The organism is Streptomyces globisporus (assembly GCF_003501885.1).
Lineage (GTDB): Bacteria > Actinomycetota > Actinomycetes > Streptomycetales > Streptomycetaceae > Streptomyces > Streptomyces globisporus_D.
On the sequence record NZ_QWFA01000112.1, the window covers coordinates 1 to 19,847 of the forward strand.

Here is a 19,847-nt window from a genome sequence, read left to right on the forward strand (position 1 = left end):
CCGTCGAGGAGGGGGCGCGGGGCAGGGGCGAGGACAGGGCCCCGGCGGGGGTGTTCGCGCCGGTGCTCGATCCGGCGGAGCTGATGCGGACGGCGGCGGAGCGGTGGGCGGACACCTCGCGCGTAGACTTCACCGCCTGGCCGGCCAGGGGCGGGCGCACGGACGACGACGGGCTGCTTGGCCGGGCGCTGCGGGCCTGGGCGGGGCCGCCCGAGTCGGTCAGGGTGTCCACGACGCCGGGCACGTTCACGGTGCCGCCCGCGCAGCCGCCCCGGTTGCTGTTCGCGGGTGAGGTGGACGGGGCGGCGGTGGTGCTGTTCCACGACGGCGGGGTCCGGGTCGTGCGGTACGCGGAGCCGCTGTCCGGGTCCGGCGGGGCGGCGCTCGACTTCGCCCGGACCGACGACGCGGACGTGACGACGGGTGCTGCGGTCGTCGTCAGCCGTACGGGCGACGGCGCGCGGTTCCTGCTCGCCCCCTGGATCGACCTGTCGACCACCCGGGACCTGCTCGCGCCGGACATGCCCGGGCGACCGCTGGAGGTGGGCCCGGACGGGGTCACCGCAGCGGTGCCCCGGCCCGCCGCGGGCGGCGCGTGCGAGACGTGGCCGGTGCTCCAGCTGCGGTCCTCCGAGCGGATCGTGGAGAAGCACGCGTTCCTGGTGACGGATCTGGGCGATCTGGCCCCCGCGCATCTGACGTACACGCCGAAGCCCGGGCGGGGCGCGCCGGCCCGGCAGCCGCGTGAGGCGACGAGCACCGAGGCGCTGCTCGCCTGGGCGCGTACGGCGTGTTCCCTGCGGACCCTGGCGGGATCCGGCGTGCGGTCGGTCAACAACTGGGCCTTCGCCGAGCAGAAACTGCCCGAGGGCCGCGCCTCGGCCGACTGGCTGTGCACCCGGGCCGACACCTGGCGGGGCCCAGGCCGGGTCCTGGTCCAGTTCCTCGCGCCCGCCGACTCGCCCACGGAACCAGCCGCGGTGGTCGCCGACCGCGACGACACGGCCCTGTGCAGCAGGTTCGGGCAGCACGTCCTCGCGGGCACGCACTGGAAGGCCGCCTCCGGCCGGTGGTACGTCCTCGCCGCGGGGAGCCGGGCGGTGACCCGTATCGAGGCGAGCGGGGCGGTGCGGGGCGCAGCGGGCGGGCCGACGTTCGCGGTGCGGGCGCCCCGTGACGCCGACGTGAAGCTGACGGCGTCGCTGCGCGAGGGCGGGACGCTCGCGGCGGTGCACTGATCCGGCGCGAGGGCCGGGGCCGGGGGCCGTCACCGTACCGATGGCGTCGATGCCGCCGTACGGAGTCCTCGACCGGTCCCGGAAGCCGTCCGGTGTCACACTCGGACAGGTGACGGAACTTGAGGACGGCCCCGACGACAGCGCAGAACTCCCCGACGGATCGGCCCCCCGCGCTCTGGTGACCGGGGCCACCGGTTACATCGGCGGCCGGCTGGTGCCCGCCCTGCTCGACTCCGGGCACCGGGTGCGCGCCCTGGCCAGAACGCCGCAGAAGCTGCGCGACTACCCGTGGGCGGACCGGGTCGAGGTGGTGCGCGGCGATGTCACCGACGCCGACTCCCTGGCGGAGGCGATGCGGGGCGTCGATGTGGCGTACTACCTGGTGCACGCGCTCGGCACCGGCTCGACCTTCGAGGAGACCGACCGCAGGGCGGCCCGGATCTTCGGCGAGCAGGCGCGGGCGGCCGGGGTGCGCCGGATCGTGTATCTGGGCGGGCTGACCCCGACCGGGGTGCCGGAGAAGGAGCTGTCGCCGCATCTGCGCTCGCGGGCCGAGGTGGGGCACATCCTGCTGGATTCCGGGGTGCCGACGGCGGTGCTGCGCGCGGCGATCGTCATCGGCTCGGGTTCCGCCTCGTTCGAGATGCTGCGGTATCTCACGGAGCGGCTGCCGCTGATGGTCACCCCGAGCTGGGTACGGACCCGGATCCAGCCGGTGGCCGTCCGGGACGTGATCCGCTACCTGGTGGGGTGCGCGGCGCTGCCGGCCGGGGTGAACCGGGCCTTCGACATCGGCGGCCCGGACGTCATGACGTACCGGGACATGATGCAGCGCTACGCGGCGGTGGCGGGGCTGCGGCCGCGCGTCATCCTGCCGGTGCCGGTGCTGACCCCGACGCTCTCCAGCCGCTGGGTCGGCCTGGTCACTCCGGTGCCCAGCTCCATCGCCCGGCCGCTCACGGAGTCGCTGCGCCACGAGGTGGTCTGCGCGGAGCACGACATCAAGGAGTACGTCCCCGATCCACCGGACGGGACCATCGGCTTCGACCGGGCGCTGCGGCTGGCCCTCAAGCGGATCCAGGAGGCGCGGGTCGACACCCGCTGGTCCAACGCGGCGGTGCCGGGCGCGCCGAGCGACCCGCTGCCCACCGACCCGGACTGGGCGGGCGGCAGCCTCTACCGCGACGAGCGGGAGATGGCAGTGCCGGTCGGCCCCGAGGCCCTGTGGCGGGTGATCGAGGGCATCGGCGGCGAGAACGGCTGGTACTCCTTCCCGCTGGCCTGGGCGGTACGGGGCTGGCTCGACCGGCTCGTCGGCGGGGTGGGGCTGCGGCGCGGCCGGCGGGACGCCCAGCATCTGCGAGTGGGCGACTCGCTGGACTTCTGGCGGGTGGAGGAGATCGTGCCGGGCGAACTGCTGCGGTTGCGGGCCGAGATGCGGGTGCCGGGCCTGGCCTGGCTGGAGCTGTCGGTGCGCGGCGACGAGCGGGGCCGGACGGTGTACGGGCAGCGCGCGCTGTTCCATCCGCGCGGGCTGTTCGGGCACGCGTACTGGTGGAGCGTGTGGCCCTTCCACTCGGTGGTGTTCGGCGGGATGGCGCGCAACATCGCCGAGGCGGCCGCGGCGGAGGAGAGGCGGCGCGGACCGGAGGCCGGCAGCGGTCGCGAACCGGTGACCGACAGTGGTACAGACAACTGACGGTCCGGGCGCTAGGGTGTGCGCTCCACAGACGCGACACCGCGACCGCAGACCGCCGGGAGGTGCACGGGATGGCACGCCGACTCCGTACCGTGGGAAGGGAGTTCACCGACTCGGCACCGATGCGGCTGGTGTTCGCCGCCGAGGTGTCCGCGCCGCCGGACGTGGTGTACCGCGCGCTCGCCGACGATGTCGCCTCCTGGCCGTCCTGGTTCACCGCCGTCAGCCGGGCCACGCCCGTCGACGGGGGCGCGGGCCGGGAGGTGCGGCTGCGGGGCGGGGTCCGTTTCCGCGAGACGGTCGTCGCCACCGAGCCGGGCAGCTGCTACGCCTACCGGGTCGATGAGACCAACGCCCCCGGTCTGCGGGCCCTGCTGGAGGAGTGGCGGCTCACTCCGGAGGGGTCGGGCACCCGGGTGCAGTGGACCTTCGCCACCGACGGAACGGGGCTGTTCCGCCTGGTGCTGAGCCTGGGCCGGGCCGGGGTGGGCCGGTCCTTCCGGGACGCCGTGCGCCGCCTGGACGCCCGGCTGGCGGCGACGACGCCCTGAGCGGGCCGGGCGCGGGCGCTCAGCAGGGCCAGGTGCCGGTGGCGAGGAAGTCGTCGATGGCGGCGGCGTACGGAGAGATGTCCAGGCCCTGTTCCTCCAGCCAGGAGTCGGAGTAGTACTTGTCCAGGTAGCGGTCGCCCGGATCGCACAGCAGCGTGACGACGCTGCCCTGCTCGCCGCGCGCCACCATCTCGGCGATCAGCTTGAACGCGCTCCACAGCCCGGTGCCCGTGGAGCCGCCCGCCTTGCGGCCGATGGCGCGCTCCAGGGCGCGGACGGCGGCGACGCTGGCCGCGTCGGGGACCTTCATCATCCGGTCGATGGCGCCGGGTACGAAGCTGGGTTCCATGCGCGGGCGGCCGATGCCCTCGATGCGCGAGCCGCGGTCGCTGGTGGCGTCCGGGTCGTGGTGGGTCCAGCCGTCGAAGAAGCAGGAGTTCTCCGGGTCGGGCACGCAGATGCGGGTGTCGTGCTGGAGGTAGTGGACGTAGCGGGCGATGGTCGCCGAGGTGCCGCCGGTCCCGGCGGTGGCGACGATCCAGGCGGGTTCCGGGTAGCGCTCCAGGCGCAGCTGCTGGTAGATCGACTCCGCGATGTTGTTGTTGCCGCGCCAGTCGGTGGCGCGCTCCGCGTAGGTGAACTGGTCCATGTAGTGCCCGCCGGTCTCGGCGGCGAGCACCGCGGACTGTTCGTACATGGTGCGCGAGTCGTCCACGAAGTGGCACTGCCCGCCGTGGAATTCGATGAGGCGGCACTTCTCGGGGCTGGTGGTGCGCGGCATCACGGCGATGAACGGGACGCCGATCAGCTTGGCGAAGTACGCCTCCGACACCGCGGTAGAACCGCTGGACGCCTCGATGACCGGCTTGCCCGGCCGGATCCAGCCGTTGCAGAGCCCGTACAGGAAGAGCGAGCGGGCCAGGCGGTGCTTGAGACTGCCGGTGGGGTGCGTCGACTCGTCCTTGAGGTACAGGTCGATGCCCCACGCCTCGGGCAGCGGGAAGCGCAGCAGATGGGTGTCGGCGGAGCGGTTCGCGTCGGCCTGGACCTTGCGGACGGCCTCCTTCAGCCAGGCCCGGTACTCCGGGTCGCTGCGGTCGACGTCCACGGTCGCCCTGGCCCCGCCCCCGGCTGTGTGTTCACTGGTCTCCATGGGCCTGCTCCTGTTGGTCGTCGATCCGGTGCTCGCGCCTCCCACGATATGCACCCCACCTGCACAAACGGTCACTTTGATGGCCCATAGCGCTGCCTTTGACCACCGCCCGCGGGGCGGCTGTGACGGGCGGTGCGGGCGGCCGGGCGGCGGCGGTCCGGGCCCTCTGGCGGTCCGGCCCGCGTCCGGGCACACTGCAACAGCAGGAGAGTGACGAAGGGGGGCGAATCCGCGATGGCGGACGTCGAGTTCAGTGCGTCGGGGGTCAGGATCGAACGGTTCACCAGGTCCCTGACCAGGGCCGGTCAGGTGGTGGTGAAGGACGGCCGGGTGTCGCTCCTCACGAGCAACGGGCGGGAGATCGACAGCGCCCCGGTGGGCACGGTCAGCGCCCGTAAGTGGTGGTTCATCGCGGCGGATTCCGTCATCGCCCGGGTGAACGGGGTGCGCTACCGGTTGACGATGGGGCAGCGTAACCGCCGACGCGACGGGGCGGCTCCGCTGCGGCGCTTCCTGGAGACGCTGCCCAGCGCGCGAGGCCGCCGGGACTGAGCCGGCGGTACGTCCACGGCGGGCCGGCTGCCGGGCCTGCCGGTGCGCGCACGGCGACCGGGTCCCGGGCCGTCGGGCTCCGCCGCGAGTTGCGGAGCCACGGCCCCTGGGCCACGCTGGATCCACGTCACTGAAGGTGCAGCATCGGTGACAGAGCGATCCGCTCCACGGACCGGGTCGCGCGACACGAGCAGACACGACAAGAGCAGAGCGGATTCGGCAGTCAGTCGTCCGCCGGGCCCGTTCGCGTCTCTTCTCTTCTTCCGGACCTATTTCGGGGAGTCGCAGCCGTGATCAGCGAGCCAAGCAGGCACTGCACGGTGGAGCTCCAGGCCCTGCCGGCGCGGATCGGTCAAGTCCGCAGAATCATCTCGGCGCAACTGCGCTACTGGCATCTCGATCCTCTGATCGACCATGCGGCCCTGGGCGTCACCGAGCTTCTCACCAACGTTCACCGGCACGCACAGCCGGACAAGTCATGCACCGTCGACATCGAGCTGCTGCTCGACCGGCTGACGGTCTCCGTCCACGACCACGATCCGCGTCTGCCCACGGTCAACGAGGCGGATTCGTTCGCCACGTCGGGCCGGGGTCTGGCGCTGATCGCCGCCGTCAGCGAGAGCTGGGGCGTGCGGCCGATCGGCTCGGCCGGGAAGGCCGTCTGGTTCACCCTGCCGGCGGTCACCGGCGCCTCGACCCTGCCGCCGCTCGCGGTCTACGGGTCGATGACCGACGGGCCGTTCGGGTCCGTGACCATCACCCCCGACGACATCGCGGCCCTGCCCGCCCGGTCGGCCGTCGTCGGCTGACGGGACGGTCCCGCCCGGTCGGCCGGCACAGGCCCACCGGGCGGAACCGGGGACAACGGGATCACGGGGTCACGCCGGGCCGCCGCTCGCGGTCCGGCCGAACTGCTCGTCCAGCACGGACAGTCGGCGCCAGTACTCGTCCTCGTCGATCTCCCCCGCGGCGAACCGGCGGCCGAGCAGCGCGATCGGCGATGACGGGCCGGGGGCGTCCTGCGGAGTGCGGGCGGCCGCCCACGGTCCCTTGCGTCCGCGCCACACGGTGCGGCGCAGCAGAGTGACGATCCCGATGACGACCGCCGCCCAGAAGAGCGGGAAGAGCAGGACCCAGGGGCCGGGTCCGCCGGTGTGCGCCAGGGTGTTCATCTCGGTCAGCTCCCTCGTTCGCGGATGGCGTGATGCCCTCCGGTCCCTGTCGAGCCTGCCGGGACGAGGTACTTCGGGGCGTCGTACACGAGGCGGCCGTGCACGTACTGCGGCGGGAGCACGCCTCCCCGCGCGACGGCCGCCCGGCAGCCGCTCAGGCCAGCGCGGCGAGCGGGTCGTCGAGGACCGGCTGCCAGGCCAGTTCGGCGGCGCCCACCAGGCTGTTGTGGGCCAGGGTGCACGGCAGGATCGGCACGCTGCCGCTGCGCCCCCACAGGCTCCGGTCGGCGACGACGGCGCGCAGCCGCTCCGGGTCGGCCTCCAGCAGGTCGCGGTGGAGGCCGCCGAGGATGATGCGGTCGGGGTTGAGGATGTTGACCAGTCCGGCGAGCCCCAGGCCCAGGCGGTCGATCAGCGCCTCGGCGGCCTGCCGCACCGCCGCGTCGCCGTACTCCGTGCGCAGCAGGTTCCCGGCCTGCTTGAGGAGGGACTCCTCGGGGCCGGGTTCGCGGCAGGCGGTGGTGAGGAAGGCCAGCGGGTCGGTCTCCACGTCGAGGCAGCCGCGCCCACCGCAGTGACAGGGCCGCCCCTCGGGGTTCACGGTGAGATGGCCCACCTCCAGGGCGAGGCCCGAACTCCCGCTGTGCAGGCGGCCGTCGAGCACCAGGGCCCCGCCTACGCCCCGGTGTCCGGTGGCCACGCACAGGAGGTGCTGGGCACCCCGCCCCGCGCCGTGCCGGTGCTCGGCCAGCGCGGTGAGGTTGACGTCGTTGCCGGTGAACGCGGGGCCGGTGATGCCCGCCTTACGCACGCAGGCGGCGAAGATGTCCCGGACCGGGGAGCCCGCGGGCCAGGCGATGTGCAGCGGGTTGAGGGCGGTCCCCTCCGGTTCGGCGACCGCCGACGGCACGGCGAGTCCGGCGCCCACGCAGCGCAGCCCGCTCGCCCTGAGCAGCTCGGCCCCTGCCTCCACGACCTCGCCGAGCACCTGCGCGGGGTCGGCCATCACCGCGACACAGCCCGGCGAGGTGGCGACGATCCGGCCGCCGAGCCCGACGAGCGCGGCCCGGAAGCCGTCGGCGTGCACCTGGGCGGCGAGGACGACGGGGCCGGTCTCCAGGACGGACAGCCGGTGCGAGGGGCGGCCCTGGGACCCGGCCGCCGACCCGGGGCTGGAGTCGACCCGGATCAGCCCGAGCGCCTCCAGCTCCGCGGCGACCGCCCCGGCGGTGGCGCGGGTGACGCCGAGTTCGGAGGTGAGGACGGCCCGGGTGGGGGCGCGTCCGGTGTGGACCAGTTCCAGTGCGGGCCCGAGCGCGCTGCGGCCCCTCTCCAGCTTGGTCCGGGTGGTGGTCGCCTTGCCGTTCATGGGGGCGAGTCTCCCATGATCCGGAGGCTTCCCGGACGCCCAGGGCCGGTCCGGGGATCCCGTTCCGGCCACGTCCGCACCCCCCGGAACGCACGGTGTGCAGCGGTGTTGCGTCCGCCGCCGGAGCGCCTCTATGCTGAGTTTGTGCCGCAACTAAACAAAGTGCGGACGGCCCTGCCCGGGGGACACGGCGGAGACACCGCCCCACCCGCGTCGGCCCGCCTCCGTACCGCGCTGACCGTGTTCTTCGCCCTCGACGGGTTCCTCTTCGCCGGCTGGGTGGTCCGTATCCCGGCCATCAAGCAGCAGACCGGAGCCTCTGCCTCCACCCTCGGCCTCGCCCTGCTCGGCGTCTCCGCCGGTGCGGTGATCACGATGATGCTCACCGGCCGGCTCTGCCGCCGCTACGGCAGCCATGCGGTCACCGTGGCCTGCGGTGTCCTGCTCCCCCTGAGCATCGCCCTGCCCGCCCAGACCCACTCCGCGCTCTCCCTCGGCCTCGTGCTGCTGGTGTTCGGAGCCGCGTACGGCGGGATGAACGTGGCGATGAACAGCGCCGCCGTCGATCTGGTCGCCGCTCTCCGCCGGCCGGTGATGCCCAGCTTCCACGCGGCGTTCAGCCTGGGCGGGATGGTCGGCGCCGGGCTCGGCGGCCTGGTCGCGGGCGGTCTCTCCGCCGCCACCCATCTGTTCCTGCTGGCCGGAATCGGCCTGCTGGTCACCGCGTTCGCCGGACCCGCCCTGGTGCGCCACCGCCCGGCCCCCGCCGCTGTGGAGGCCGCCGACCCGCGAGAGCCGAAGCAGCGGCTGTCGCCCCGGGCCCGCCGGATCGTCGTGCTCTTCGGCGTGATCGCCCTGTGCACGGCATACGGGGAAGGGGCCCTCGCCGACTGGGGCGCGCTCCACCTGGAACAGGACCTGGGCGCGCACCCCGGGCTCGCCGCCGCCGGATACGCGCTGTTCGCCCTGACGATGACGGCGGGCCGGCTGACCGGCACCCTGCTCCTGCAACGGCTCGGCCAGACCCGCACCCTGGTCCTCGGCGGCGCCACGGCCGCGGCCGGGATGCTGCTGGGTTCGCTGGCCCCGACCACCTGGCTCGCCCTGGCCGGCTTCGCGGTGACCGGACTCGGGCTCGCCAACATCTTCCCCGTCGCCGTGGGGCGCGCGGGCGAACTGGCCGGCCCCAGCGGGGTCGCCGCAGCCTCGACGCTCGGCTACGGCGGGATGCTGCTCGGCCCGCCCGCGATCGGTTTCCTCGCCGACTGGTTCTCGCTGCCGGTGGCCCTGACCACGGTCGCCCTGCTGGCCGCGGCGGCGGCCGCCCTGGGCTACGCGGCCCGCAACGCCACGACGAGCGCGGCCGTCTGACCGCCCGCCCGGCCGAGGGGCCACCGGACCCGGTCGGGCCCCGCGCGGCACTGGCACAATCGCCGCCATGCGGATCACCGAACACCTCGCGTCGTTGTCGGAGGAGGGGCGGCTGCTCGCGGCGGCCGCCGAGCAGGCCGGTCCGGGGGCGTCCGTCCCGACCTGCCCCGGCTGGCAGATACGCCATCTGCTGCGCCACACCGGCATGGTGCACCGGTGGGCGGCGGCGTTCCTCACCGAGGGACACACCGCCTACCACCCCGACGGCGGCGAGCCCGATCTCGACGGCGCCGACCTCCTGGCCTGGTACCGCGAGGCGCACCGCCATCTGGTCCGGTCCCTGGAGGAGGCGCCCGCCGACCTGGAGTGCTGGACCTTCCTGCCGGCCCCCTCACCACTGGCGTTCTGGTCCCGCCGGCAGTTGCACGAGACGACCGTGCACCGGGTGGACGCGGAATCGGCGCTCGGCGGTCCACTGACCCCGGTCTCCGTCGACCGGGCCGTCGACGGCATCGACGAACTGCTGACCGGCTTCCACGCCCGCCCCAAGAGCCGGGTCCGCTCCCACAAGCCGCGCACGCTGCGGGTACGGGCCGTGGACACGGCCGCGACCTGGACGGTACGGATCTCCGACGACCCGCCGCAGACCGTCCGCACGGCGGGTGAGGGGAGCGCGGAAGATGTCGACTGCGAGCTGAGCGGTACGGCCAAGGGGCTCTACCTCACCCTCTGGAACCGGCTGCCGCTCACCGCCGTCACCCTGCGCGGCGACCGCGCGGTGGCCAGGATCTGGACGGACAACTCCGCCGTCATCTGACGAGGCCGGCGGGCTCAGCCGAGCCGGCCGGGCCGCCGTGTCCAGGGGCCGGCGGCCCTGCCCTTCCTCGGCGAAGCCCGTACCGACCATGACGAACACCAGGAGCACCGCCGTCGACACCCAGGGCAGCCCGGCAGCGGTCCGCGAGCGCGCGCCGGACAGCCACGGCGGCCCGCCGGCGGGCGGGCGCGGAGGCGTCCGCCGTGCGTGGTGATCACCCGTACTCCATGGGGAGTACGCCACCGGGAAAGCCGGGAAGGGCGGCGCCCGACGTACCCGGACCACCCGGTCTTCCGTATCAGCGTCGAGGCACGAGTGCGCCCCCGTGGCCGTACGGGCAGCGGGGGCGCGGTCGCGACGGGTGGGGCCGCTAGCGGTCCATCGCGTGGAGTGCACGCTGCGCCAGCGGGTGCGTACGGACGAGCTCGGCCAGCGACGTCGTGCCACGGGTGATTCCGGCGAACGACTTCCAGGCCGGGCGGAAACCGGTCAGCACCGCGTGCAGCAGGCCAGGCCGGCGCTCGAACAGCTTGAGCATGCGGCGGCCGACCCCCATCTCCACGCCGAGGCCGGCCTTGATGGCGAAGGCGTAGTTGAGGGCCTGGCGCCGGGCGTCCACCGCGTCGTGCGCCTCGGCGATCCTGACAGCCCACTCCCCCGCGAGCCGGCCCGAGCGCAGCGCGAAGGAGATGCCCTCGCGGGTCCACGGCTCCAGCAGTCCGGCCGCGTCGCCGCAGACCACGACCCGGCCGCGGGAGAGCGGCGAGTCGTCGCTGCGGCAGCGGGTGAGATGGCCCGAGGAGATGGACGGCTCGAACCCGGCGAGGCCGAGGCGGGCGATGAAGTCCTCCAGATACCGCTTGGTGCCGGCGCCGTCGCCGCGCGCCGAGATGACGCCCACGGTGAGGGTGTCGCCCTTGGGGAAGACCCAGCCGTAGCTCCCCGGCATCGGGCCCCAGTCGATGAGGACCCGGCCCGCCCAGTCCTCCGCGACGGTGGCCGGAACGGGAATCTCCGCCTCCAGGCCGAGGTCGACCTGATCGAGCTTCACCCCGACATGGGCTCCTATCCGGCCCGCGCTGCCGTCCGCGCCGACGACCGCCCGCGCGAGCACGGTCTCGCCACCGGCCAGCACCACGGCGACCGTTCGCCGGTCGGGCACGGCCGGACCGTGCTGCTCGACCCGCACCACCGATGCGCCGGTGCGCAGTTCGGCCCCGGCCTTCTGTGCCTCCTCGACAAGACCGGCGTCGAACTCGGGGCGGTTGATGAGCCCGAAGAGCATGCGCCGGGAGCGGCGGGTGCGGGCCAGCTTGCCGTTGAGCGAGAAGGTGACCGCGTGGATGCGGTCCTTCAGGGGCAGTTCGAACCCGGGCGGCAGGGCGTCCCGGGAGAAGCCGATGATGCCCCCGCCGCAGGTCTTGTAGCGCGGCAGTTCCGCCTTCTCCAGCAGCAGGACTCTCCGGCCCGCCACGGCTGCCGCGTACGCCGCCGATGCCCCGGCCGGTCCGGCGCCGACCACGACGACATCCCACACCAACGACTCTTCCGGCTCACGTCCGGCGTCTGCGTTCTCGCTGCTCACGATGTGCTTCTGCTCCTGATCCGACCAGTGGCCCCAAGCTGCTCACGGCATCCTACGGCGCGCTACGGGCCGGCCCTCCTGTGGGAGGATCGGCCATGATTTCGTCGTACATGCGTCGTCGTACGCACGGCGTCGCACACGGTCGCGTACACACCGCGCCCTACCCATAACGTCGCACCCACGAGGAGCGTGCCCATGACCGCCCGTCCGATTCCCGAGACCGTCGCCTCGCTGATGCCCCGTGCCCGCCAGGAGCTGGCCGAACTGGTGGCGTTCCAGTCGGTGGCGGACCCGGCGGTGTTCCCGAGGAGCGAGTGCGAGGGCGCGGCGAACTGGGTCGCCGACGCGCTGCGCGCCGAGGGGTTCACGGACGTCGCCCTCCTGGACACCCCCGACGGGACGCAGTCCGTCTACGGCCACCTGCCGGGACCGGCCGGCGCGCCGACCGTGCTGCTCTACGCCCACTACGACGTGCAGCCGCCGCTGGACGAGTCGGCGTGGATCTCCCCGCCGTTCGAGCTGACCGAGCGCGACGGACGCTGGTACGGGCGGGGCGCGGCCGACTGCAAGGGCGGGTTCATCATGCACCTGCTCGCGCTGCGCGCCCTCAAGGCGGACGGCGGCGTCCCGGTCTCGGTGAAGGTCATCGCCGAGGGCTCCGAGGAGCAGGGCACCGGCGGTCTGGAGCGGTACGCGGAGGCGCACCCGGAACTGCTCCGCGCGGACACGATCGTCATCGGCGACACCGGCAACTTCCGGGTCGGGCTGCCGACGGTCACGGCGACGCTGCGCGGGATGACCATGCTGCGCGTGCAGCTGGACACCCTCGAAGGGAACCTGCACTCGGGGCAGTTCGGCGGCGCGGCCCCGGACGCGCTGGCCGCGATGATCCAGCTGCTGGCCTCGCTGCGCGCGGAGGACGGGACGACCACGGTCGACGGGCTGACCGGTGACGCCGACTGGGACGGCATCCAGTACCCGGAGGCGGAGTTCCGGCAGGACGCCAAGGTGCTGGACGGGGTCGAGCTGATCGGCACGGGTACGGTCGCGGACCGCATCTGGGCCCGTCCCGCCGTCACCGTCATCGGCATCGACTGCCCGGCGGTGGTCGGCGCGACCCCGTCCGTGCAGGCGAGCGCCCGGGCCCAGATCAGCCTGCGGGTGCCGCCGGGCCACGACGCGGCCGAGGCGACGAAGCTGCTCACCGCCCACCTGGAGTCCCGGGCCCCCTGGGGTGCGCGGGTGAAGGTGGAACAGGTCGGCCAGGGCCAGCCGTTCCGGGCCGACATGAGCAGCCCGGCGTACACGGCGATGGCGGACGCGATGCGGGACGCCTACCCGGGCCAGGAGATGCAGTCCTCGGGCATGGGCGGCTCCATCCCGCTGTGCAACACCCTGGCGGGCCTCTACCCGGAGGCGGAGATCCTGCTGATCGGGCTGAGCGAGCCCGAGGCGCAGATCCACGCGGTGAACGAGAGCGTGTCGCCCGAGGAGCTGGAGCGGATGTCGGTCGCCGAGGCGCTGTTCCTGCGCAACTACGCGGAGTCGAAGAAGGCCTGAACCCGCTGGGCCCCGGCGTCCGACCGCCGGGGCCCGCGGTGGCTTCCGGAAGGGTTCGCGGTGGCTCCCGGAAGGGCTTCGCCCTCGGCGAAGTCGCCCGGAGCGTAGATCCGTTCGGCGTATGACCGCGGCTGCGTACGTTCGCCGCATGGATCTCGTCGAGGTACTCCCCCAGTTGCACATGTTCCGCTTCCGGATCGGTCAGGCATATCTCTGGCGCGACGGGGCGGACCTGACCCTGGTCGACGCGGGCGACATCGCCTCGGCCGCCGCGATCGAGGACGCGGTCCGGGCGCTCGGGCCCGACCCGGCCCGGATCCGGCGCATCGTCATCACCCACGGCCACCGCGACCACTACGGGGCCGCGCAGGAGCTGGCGGACCGGTACGGCGCCGAGATCCTCGCCCACGCGCTGGACGCCCCGGTGATCCGGGGCGAGCGGCCCGTACCGGAGCCGGACCTGCTGGGCTGGGAACGGCCGTTGTACGCACATGGGTTGACGTGCCCCGAGGCCCCACCCACCCGGGTCGACCGCGAGCTGACCGGCGGCGAGGTGCTGCCGTTCGGGGACGGCGCGCGGGTGGTCCACGCCCCGGGGCACACACCGGGCTCCATCGCGCTCCATCTGCCGCGCCACGGCGTGCTGTTCACCGGGGACGCCGTGGCTTCCGTGGAGCGGGTGATGCTCGGCGTGTTCAACGTGGACCGTGCCGGGGCGGCGGCCACGTTCCGGCGACTGGCCGCGCTCACGCCCCGTACCGTCTGCTTCGGCCACGGCGATCCGCTCACCGAGGACGCCGCCGCGGCGATGGAGGCGGCGGCGAACGGCGAATGAGTCCCGCTCAGCCCACCGGTACCCCCGCCTCCAGGTTGAGCACCGTCTTCCGCTCGCGTGCCCGCAGGGCCCAGCGCAGCCGCTCGTACCGGGTGGGCGGCAGCATCCCCGCGGCCTCCTCCTCGGTGACGAAGCGCCAGCCGCGCAGCTCGGAGCCGGGCAGCAGCAGCCGGCTCGCGTCCTCGGAGCGGAGCAGGCCGCCGTCGAAGAGGAAGCGCAGCCCGCCGTAGCCGGGCGGGCGGGGCGACTCCCAGTCGACGAGCAGCAGGGTGGGCACCCGGTCGAGGCTGAGGCCGATCTCCTCGGCGACCTCACGGATTCCGGCCTGCGCGGGGGCCTCGCCCGCCTCCACGACCCCGCCGGGGAACTCCCACCCCGGTTTGTACGTGGGGTCGACGAGCAGCACCCGGTCCTGCTCGTCGAAGAGCAGCACCCCGGCGGCCACCGTCTCGCCGGTCGGCTCGGGGCTCTGCACGATGGGGCACGGCGGCGCGCTCCCGGTGCGCACGGCGTCCGCGATCCGCTGGGCGGTCTTCCGGGGGGTGAGGGCGCTGTTGTCGACCACATGCGCGTCCCCGGCGATCCAGCCGAGGGCCTCGCGGTACGGGCCGATGTGCTCGTACGCCCATCGGCGCACCCGGTCGTTCTGCTCGTCGTCGCCGGGAAACTCCTCGCGGCCCGCGATCCGGCTGCGCAGGATCGTTTCCTCAGGTGAGAGCGCCACATGCCGGACCGGGATGCGCCGGGAGGCGAGCCCGCCGAAGATCTCGTCGCGGTACTCCTGCCGCAGCAGTGTCATCGGCACCACCAGCACCCCGGGCACCTCGGTGAGCAGCGCCGCCGCCGTGTCCACCACGAGCCGCCGCCAGATCGGCAGGTCCTGGAAGTCGGTGACCTCGGCGAGCCGTTTCTGCGGCAGCAGGGCGCGCAGCCCCGCGCCGGTGACCTCCGGGTCGTACAGCGTGCTGTTCGGAATCAGATCGATCAGTTCGCCGGCGGCGCTGGTCTTGCCCGCGCCGAACGCACCGTTGATCCAGACGATCACGGTTCCCCCTCTTCCGTAGCCCCCTGTGGCTTGCCCGCAACACCCTGCCGCGGAAACCCCGCGGGGCGACGGCGTTGGCCGGATGCGGTCGTCGGGGACGGAGGGCCGGCCTGCCGTCACCCCACGGTCGCACCCGCCATCATCCGCGCGGCTCAGGCAAGTCCGCCCGCGGCGCGATTCCCCGCGCCCCCGGGACTGCGATCGTCGGAAAGCGAACGACCAGCCGCCGACCTGCCGAAACCGAGGATTCCCCGTGCTCCCGCCGCCCTCTGCCGATGACCGCCCCACCTCTCCGACCGGCCGGCTGCGCGCCGCCTGGCGTGCCGCCCACGAGCCGGCCCCCGGCGTGTCCCGACGCCTCCGGCTCATCGCGTACGCGGTGCCCCTGGCGGTCCTGCCGTCGGGCCTGTGGCGGCTCCCGTCGGCGTTCGACGAGGGGATCGGCTGGGGCGAGCGGCTCTACGTCCCCTCCCTCTCGATCGCCTCCGAGCTTCTCGCCTTCACCGCCATCGGCCTGGTCGCCCGCTGGGGCGAGGTCTTCCCTCGCTGGGTCCCGTACCTGGGCGGGCGGCAGGTCCCGAGAGGGGCCGCGGTCGTCCCGGCCGCCTTCGGAGCCACGGCGCTCACGCTCGTCTTCACGGTCCTGTTCATCGTCACCGAGATCCGGGGCACGACGATCCGCGGAGACGAACTGCCCGCCGATTTCCCCGGCGAGGCGGGTGGCTGGGAAGCCGCGTGGTTCTCCCTCTGCTATGCCCCGCTGATCCTCTGGGGGCCGCTCATGGCCGTCCTGACCGTCGCGTACGCCAAGCGCCGCCGCAGAACGGACCGCCCGGCTGCCACCGTGTGAACGCGGCACGCGGCCAAGTGACCCAGGAGGCGCCCGGCCTGACGAACCGGGCGCCTCTGGAAGCCCTGGCGGTCAGCGCAGGGCGATGGCCGCAGCCGCGGCCCCGACCAGGCCCGCGTCGTTGCCCATCACGGCGGGCGCCACCGTCAGCCGGCGGAGGTAGGAGAGCGTGGCGTACTCACGCAGGCTGCGGCGCAGCGGTACGAAAAGGACGTCGCCGGCCCCGGCCACTCCCCCGCCGACCACCGCGATGTCGAGGTCCGCCAAGGTCGCGGTGGCCGCGATACCGGCGGCCAGCGCCTGGGCGGCACGCTCAAAGGAGGCGATGGCGACCGGATCCCCCGCGCGGGCGGCGACGGCCACCGCGGCGGCCGTCTCGTCGCCGTCCGGGCCGGGCCGCCAGCCGTTCTCCAGGGCGCGGCGGGCGATGTTGGGGCCGCTGGCGATGCCCTCGACGCAGCCGCGCGCACCGCAGGGGCACGGGTCACCGTCCAGGTCGACGCTGATGTGGCCGATGTGGCCGGCGTTGCCCGAGGGGCCGGGGCGCAGGGTGCCGCCGAGGACGAGGCCGCCGCCGACGCCCGTCGACACGACGAGGCAGAGCGCGTTGTCGTAGCCCCGGGCAGCGCCGAGCCAGTGCTCGGCGGCCGTCATCGCGACCCCGTCGCCCACCAGCGCGACCGACAGCCCGCCCGCCGCCTTGTGCACTCGCTCCACGAGCGGGAAGTCCCGCCAGCCGGGGACGTTGACCGGGCTGACCGTGCCGGCGGCGGCGTCCACCGGACCGGCGCTGCCGATGCCGACGGAACCGGCCCTGCCCCACAGCGGCGAGGCCATCAGCTCGCCCAGCACCTCGTCCACCGCCCCCATGACCGCCTCGGCGCCCTCCCGGGCGGGCGTCGGCCGCTGCGCCCGTACGAGGAGGGATCCGTCGCCGTCCACCAGCGCTCCGGCGATCTTGGTGCCGCCGATGTCGAGCGCGGCGACGAGGTCGGTATGCATCGGTGTGGGCTCTCCGGATCGGTGAAGGGGCGGGACCTGCGGGTTCCGTCCATAGTCTGCACAGTCTTCATCCTCGTGACAACGTTGTCCAGGGCCTATGCTCGACGCCACAGCCTCCGATCACCCTCGCGGCGCCCCGTCTCGGCCCCGCTCGGCCCCGCTCGGAGCACCGCACGCCCCGCCCGTATCCGACGACAGGACTGCGCACGTGGACCGGACCGCCCGTCATTCCGAGACCCGCTACGGCAACCGGCCGACCATGAAGGACGTGGCGGCCCGCGCCGGAGTCGGCCTGAAGACGGTCTCCCGGGTGGTGAACAGTGAGCCCGGCGTCACGCCCGACACCGAGCGCCGCGTACAGGAGGCGATCGACGCGCTGGGCTTCCGCCGCAACGACAGCGCCCGGGTGCTGCGCAAGGGACGTACGGCGTCCATCGGACTGGTCCTGGAGGATCTGGCGGACCCGTTCTACGGTCCGCTGAGCCGCGCCGTGGAGGAGGTCGCCCGGGCGCACGGCGCGTTGCTGATCAACGGTTCCAGCGCCGAGGACCCGGAGCGGGAGCAGGAGTTGGTGCTGGCACTGTGCGCCCGCCGCGTCGACGGTCTGATCGTGATCCCGGCGGGTGACGACCACCGCTATCTGGAGCCGGAGATCAAGGCGGGCATCGCCACGGTCTTCGTGGACCGCCCGGCGGGCCATGTGGACGTCGACATGGTGCTGTCCGACAGCTTCGGCGGGGCCAGGGAGGGCGTGGCGCACCTCATCGCGCACGGTCACCGAAGGATCGGGTTCATCGGTGACCAGCCGCGCATCCACACGGCCACCGAGCGTCTGCGCGGCTATCACGCCGCCATGCGGGACGCGGGCATCACCGTCGAGGACGACTGGGTCTCCCTCGGCTCCACCGAGCCGGAGCGGGTGCGGGCCGCGGCCGAGGAGATGCTGAGCGGCCCCGAACCGATCACCGCCCTGTTCGCGGGGAACAACCGGGTGACGGTGACGGCGGTGCGGGTGATCGCGGAGCGGGAGCGGCCGGTGGCGCTGGTCGGGTTCGACGACATCGAGCTGGCCGATCTGCTCGGCATCACCGTGATCTCGCAGGACGCGGCAGCGGTCGGCAGGACCGCCGCCGAGCATCTCTTCCGCCGCCTCGACGGGGCGGAGCACGCCCCGGCGCGGGTGGAGCTCCCGACGACGCTGATCCCGCGCGGCTCGGGCGAACTGCCGCCCGCCTGAGCCGGGTCCCGCGCGGAACTCCCGGGCGACCAGCGCCTGTACGCGTACGGGCCCGGGGCGGGGTGGAGAGCCCGCCGCCCCGGGAAGGCCGGCGGGTACCGCGGGCCCAGGCCAGGAGACATGTCACCCCCAAAGACCCTCGGGCCACCGGAGGCCCGCCGTCAAGCCGCGGCGGCCACCGGCCGGAACTTCCGGGTGAGCAGCGCCAGGAGCCGCGCGGGCGCGTCCTCGGGGGTCGCGTGGCCCGCCCCCTCCAGCCAGTGCAGCTCGGAGTGCGGGATCAGCGCGTGCAGCTGCTCGGCGAAGGGCGGTGGCAGGAAGCCGTCCTCGCGCCCCCAGATGATCCGGGTCGGCACCGGTACGGACCCCAGCAGATGCTGGAACTCGTCGGTGGCCGCCTGCTCCAGCTGCCCGTACTGGCGGTAGTACGCGGCCCTGCCCTCCTCACCGCGCCACGGGTCGAGATGGGCGGCCAGGACGTCCGGCCGGTAGCCGGAGTGGCTCGCGAAGCGCAGGTGGCTCTCGGCCAGCGCCTCGTGCGCGTAGACGGGCAGCTGCTCGAAGACGTGCGCGTTCTCCCGTACGAGCCTGAAGAGCCCGGTCCCCCAGTCGCCGCAGCCCACCGCGTCGACCAGGGTGAGATCGGCGTACCGGGCCCCTTCCAGCAGCAGCGCCCGCAGGGCCACGGCCCCGCCGATGTCATGGGCGATCACCCTCGGGCTCTCCAGCCCCCAGTGATCCAGCAGCCCGGTGAACACCCGCGTGTGCGCGGCCAGCCCGAGATCCTGCCCCGCGCGCTGCTCCGACTGCCCGAAGCCGAGCAGATCGAAGACGTAGACCTGGTGGTCCCGGGCGAGCGCCGGTGCGATCTCGCGCCAGATGCGCGACGAGAAGGGGGTGCCGTGGAGCAGGACGACCGGGTCACCCTCCCCCAGCACGTCCCAGCGGACCGTCCCGTCCGGGGTCTGATACGTCCTGGTCAGTTTGCCGTTCATGACACGCCTCCTGATGTCGGGTGCAGAACCCTGCCGGACTTTCGACGTTACCAGAGCAAGAAGCTTGCCGGTAACGTTGATAAAGTGGGGATCATGCGACGGAACCCGGCACCTGCGGAACTCGAACCGGTCGAGGCGTTCTGCAATACGGCGGCCTTTCTCCACGGAGAGGACGAGCTCGCCCGGCCGGGGACGGCGAGCGGGTGGCTGCGGGCGCACGGATATCCGGAAGCGGTCGCCCCGGCCGAACTGGCGGCGCTCACGGAGGCCCGGGAGACCGTCCGGGCCTTCCTGGTGGAGCGGAGCTCGCCCGAGGCCCTCGACGCCCTCAATCGGCTGATCCACTCCGTGGCGGGCGCCCCCACCGTACGCCCGGACGGCACACTCGCCCTGCGCCCGGCCGACGACGGGCCGGCGGCGGAGATCGTGCGGACGGTGCTCGAAGCCCTGCTGCGGGACGGCCTGACCGGGCGTCACGCGACCCGGCTCAAGGCCTGCGCGGCGACGGAATGCCGCTGGGTCTTCTACGACCGGGCGCCGTCGTCGAACGGCCTGTGGTGCGACATGGACGTGTGCGGCGCCCGGCACAAGATGCGGGCCTACCGCGCCCGTGGCGGCGCGGCCGCACACCGGGACGACGGGCCCTAGGGCTGTTGGGGTGGCGGGTCGGCCCGTCGGGGCGTGGTGCCGACGGATCGGCGGGTGCGGCTCCCTATCGTCGGCGGCCGACGACCCGCCCCCGTACGGCACGCCCCGGCGGACCGAGCGGCGGCCCCGGGTGTCGGACCGTCACCTCCGCAGCCCCCTCGGCCCACC

Annotated in this window: 20 protein-coding genes; 13 read left to right on the forward strand and 7 right to left on the reverse strand. The window is 73.8% G+C overall.

Features of this window, described 5'->3' with window-relative positions:
* The 3 genes from D3105_RS20820 to D3105_RS20830 all read left to right on the forward strand — a co-directional run.
* Window positions 1-1,238, forward strand: a 1,238-nt coding sequence (locus D3105_RS20820; RefSeq protein WP_118904616.1) for a hypothetical protein, incomplete at its 5' end; no start/stop codon positions are given.
* 109 nt (window positions 1,239-1,347) lie between these two features.
* The gene (locus D3105_RS20825; protein ID WP_118904631.1) at window positions 1,348-2,937 is read left to right on the forward strand and encodes an SDR family oxidoreductase; all 1,590 of its coding nucleotides are present in this window, start codon (window positions 1,348-1,350) and stop codon (window positions 2,935-2,937) included.
* Window positions 2,938-3,008: 71 nt separating this feature from the next.
* On the forward strand, window positions 3,009-3,488 hold the full coding sequence (locus D3105_RS20830; protein WP_118904617.1) for an SRPBCC family protein: 480 nt from the start codon (window positions 3,009-3,011) through the stop codon (window positions 3,486-3,488).
* Between the two features lie 19 nt (window positions 3,489-3,507).
* On the opposite strand, the gene D3105_RS20835 is transcribed toward D3105_RS20830, so the two are convergent.
* Window positions 3,508-4,641: a PLP-dependent cysteine synthase family protein gene (locus D3105_RS20835; RefSeq protein ID WP_118904618.1), complete on the reverse strand. Its 1,134-nt coding sequence runs from the start codon at window positions 4,639-4,641 to the stop codon at window positions 3,508-3,510.
* A 234-nt stretch (window positions 4,642-4,875) separates the two neighbouring features.
* On the opposite strand from D3105_RS20835, the gene D3105_RS20840 reads away from it, so the two are divergent.
* Both D3105_RS20840 and D3105_RS20845 read left to right on the forward strand, forming a co-directional pair.
* Window positions 4,876-5,193: a hypothetical protein gene (locus tag D3105_RS20840; RefSeq protein WP_118904619.1), complete on the forward strand. Its 318-nt coding sequence runs from the start codon at window positions 4,876-4,878 to the stop codon at window positions 5,191-5,193.
* Window positions 5,194-5,483: 290 nt separating this feature from the next.
* Complete coding sequence (locus D3105_RS20845; protein WP_206272826.1) at window positions 5,484-6,002, forward strand: ATP-binding protein; 519 nt, start codon at window positions 5,484-5,486, stop codon at window positions 6,000-6,002.
* A 69-nt stretch (window positions 6,003-6,071) separates the two neighbouring features.
* Here the strand turns inward: D3105_RS20845 and D3105_RS20850 are convergent, their stop codons facing one another.
* Window positions 6,072-6,365, reverse strand: coding sequence for an SHOCT domain-containing protein (locus tag D3105_RS20850; RefSeq protein WP_118904621.1), 294 nt, complete (start codon window positions 6,363-6,365; stop codon window positions 6,072-6,074).
* 154 nt (window positions 6,366-6,519) lie between these two features.
* On the reverse strand, window positions 6,520-7,734 hold the full coding sequence (locus D3105_RS20855) for an ROK family protein (protein ID WP_118904622.1): 1,215 nt from the start codon (window positions 7,732-7,734) through the stop codon (window positions 6,520-6,522).
* 240 nt (window positions 7,735-7,974) lie between these two features.
* On the opposite strand from D3105_RS20855, the gene D3105_RS20860 reads away from it, so the two are divergent.
* The 3 genes from D3105_RS20860 (at window position 7,975) to D3105_RS35755 (ending at window position 10,136) form a co-directional block, all read left to right on the forward strand.
* On the forward strand, window positions 7,975-9,105 hold the full coding sequence (locus D3105_RS20860) for an MFS transporter (RefSeq protein WP_118904632.1): 1,131 nt from the start codon (window positions 7,975-7,977) through the stop codon (window positions 9,103-9,105).
* Between the two features lie 67 nt (window positions 9,106-9,172).
* Window positions 9,173-9,922, forward strand: a complete 750-nt coding sequence (locus D3105_RS20865) for a maleylpyruvate isomerase family mycothiol-dependent enzyme (RefSeq protein WP_118904623.1) — start codon at window positions 9,173-9,175, stop codon at window positions 9,920-9,922.
* Window positions 9,923-10,010: 88 nt separating this feature from the next.
* Window positions 10,011-10,136, forward strand: coding sequence for a hypothetical protein (locus D3105_RS35755; RefSeq protein WP_276311851.1), 126 nt, complete (start codon window positions 10,011-10,013; stop codon window positions 10,134-10,136).
* 156 nt (window positions 10,137-10,292) lie between these two features.
* Here the strand turns inward: D3105_RS35755 and D3105_RS20875 are convergent, their stop codons facing one another.
* Window positions 10,293-11,507 carry a geranylgeranyl reductase family protein gene (locus tag D3105_RS20875; protein WP_118904624.1) on the reverse strand — a complete coding sequence of 405 codons (1,215 nt, stop codon included), beginning with the start codon at window positions 11,505-11,507 and terminating at the stop codon, window positions 10,293-10,295.
* Between the two features lie 195 nt (window positions 11,508-11,702).
* Between D3105_RS20875 and D3105_RS20880 the strand changes: the two genes are divergently transcribed.
* Window positions 11,703-13,067: a dipeptidase gene (locus D3105_RS20880; protein ID WP_118904625.1), complete on the forward strand. Its 1,365-nt coding sequence runs from the start codon at window positions 11,703-11,705 to the stop codon at window positions 13,065-13,067.
* 148 nt (window positions 13,068-13,215) lie between these two features.
* Window positions 13,216-13,902, forward strand: a complete 687-nt coding sequence (locus D3105_RS20885; RefSeq protein ID WP_118904633.1) for an MBL fold metallo-hydrolase — start codon at window positions 13,216-13,218, stop codon at window positions 13,900-13,902.
* A 7-nt stretch (window positions 13,903-13,909) separates the two neighbouring features.
* On the opposite strand, the gene D3105_RS20890 is transcribed toward D3105_RS20885, so the two are convergent.
* Window positions 13,910-14,947 (reverse strand): NUDIX hydrolase, encoded by a 1,038-nt coding sequence (locus D3105_RS20890; RefSeq protein WP_118904626.1) that lies wholly within the window; start codon window positions 14,945-14,947, stop codon window positions 13,910-13,912.
* Between the two features lie 253 nt (window positions 14,948-15,200).
* Between D3105_RS20890 and D3105_RS20895 the strand changes: the two genes are divergently transcribed.
* Window positions 15,201-15,797: a hypothetical protein gene (locus D3105_RS20895; protein WP_118904627.1), complete on the forward strand. Its 597-nt coding sequence runs from the start codon at window positions 15,201-15,203 to the stop codon at window positions 15,795-15,797.
* A 72-nt stretch (window positions 15,798-15,869) separates the two neighbouring features.
* On the opposite strand, the gene D3105_RS20900 is transcribed toward D3105_RS20895, so the two are convergent.
* A complete protein-coding gene (locus D3105_RS20900) occupies window positions 15,870-16,799 on the reverse strand; it encodes an ROK family protein (RefSeq protein WP_118904628.1) in 930 nt (309 codons plus the stop codon).
* 208 nt (window positions 16,800-17,007) lie between these two features.
* Here D3105_RS20900 and D3105_RS20905 point away from each other — a divergent pair, with 208 nt between their 5' ends.
* Window positions 17,008-18,036, forward strand: coding sequence for a LacI family DNA-binding transcriptional regulator (locus D3105_RS20905; RefSeq protein WP_118904629.1), 1,029 nt, complete (start codon window positions 17,008-17,010; stop codon window positions 18,034-18,036).
* A gap of 161 nt (window positions 18,037-18,197) precedes the next feature.
* On the opposite strand, the gene D3105_RS20910 is transcribed toward D3105_RS20905, so the two are convergent.
* Window positions 18,198-19,031: an alpha/beta fold hydrolase gene (locus D3105_RS20910; RefSeq protein ID WP_118904630.1), complete on the reverse strand. Its 834-nt coding sequence runs from the start codon at window positions 19,029-19,031 to the stop codon at window positions 18,198-18,200.
* A gap of 93 nt (window positions 19,032-19,124) precedes the next feature.
* Between D3105_RS20910 and D3105_RS20915 the strand changes: the two genes are divergently transcribed.
* Complete coding sequence (locus D3105_RS20915) at window positions 19,125-19,679, forward strand: CGNR zinc finger domain-containing protein (protein ID WP_118904634.1); 555 nt, start codon at window positions 19,125-19,127, stop codon at window positions 19,677-19,679.
* The last annotated feature ends 168 nt before the right edge of the window (window positions 19,680-19,847 follow it).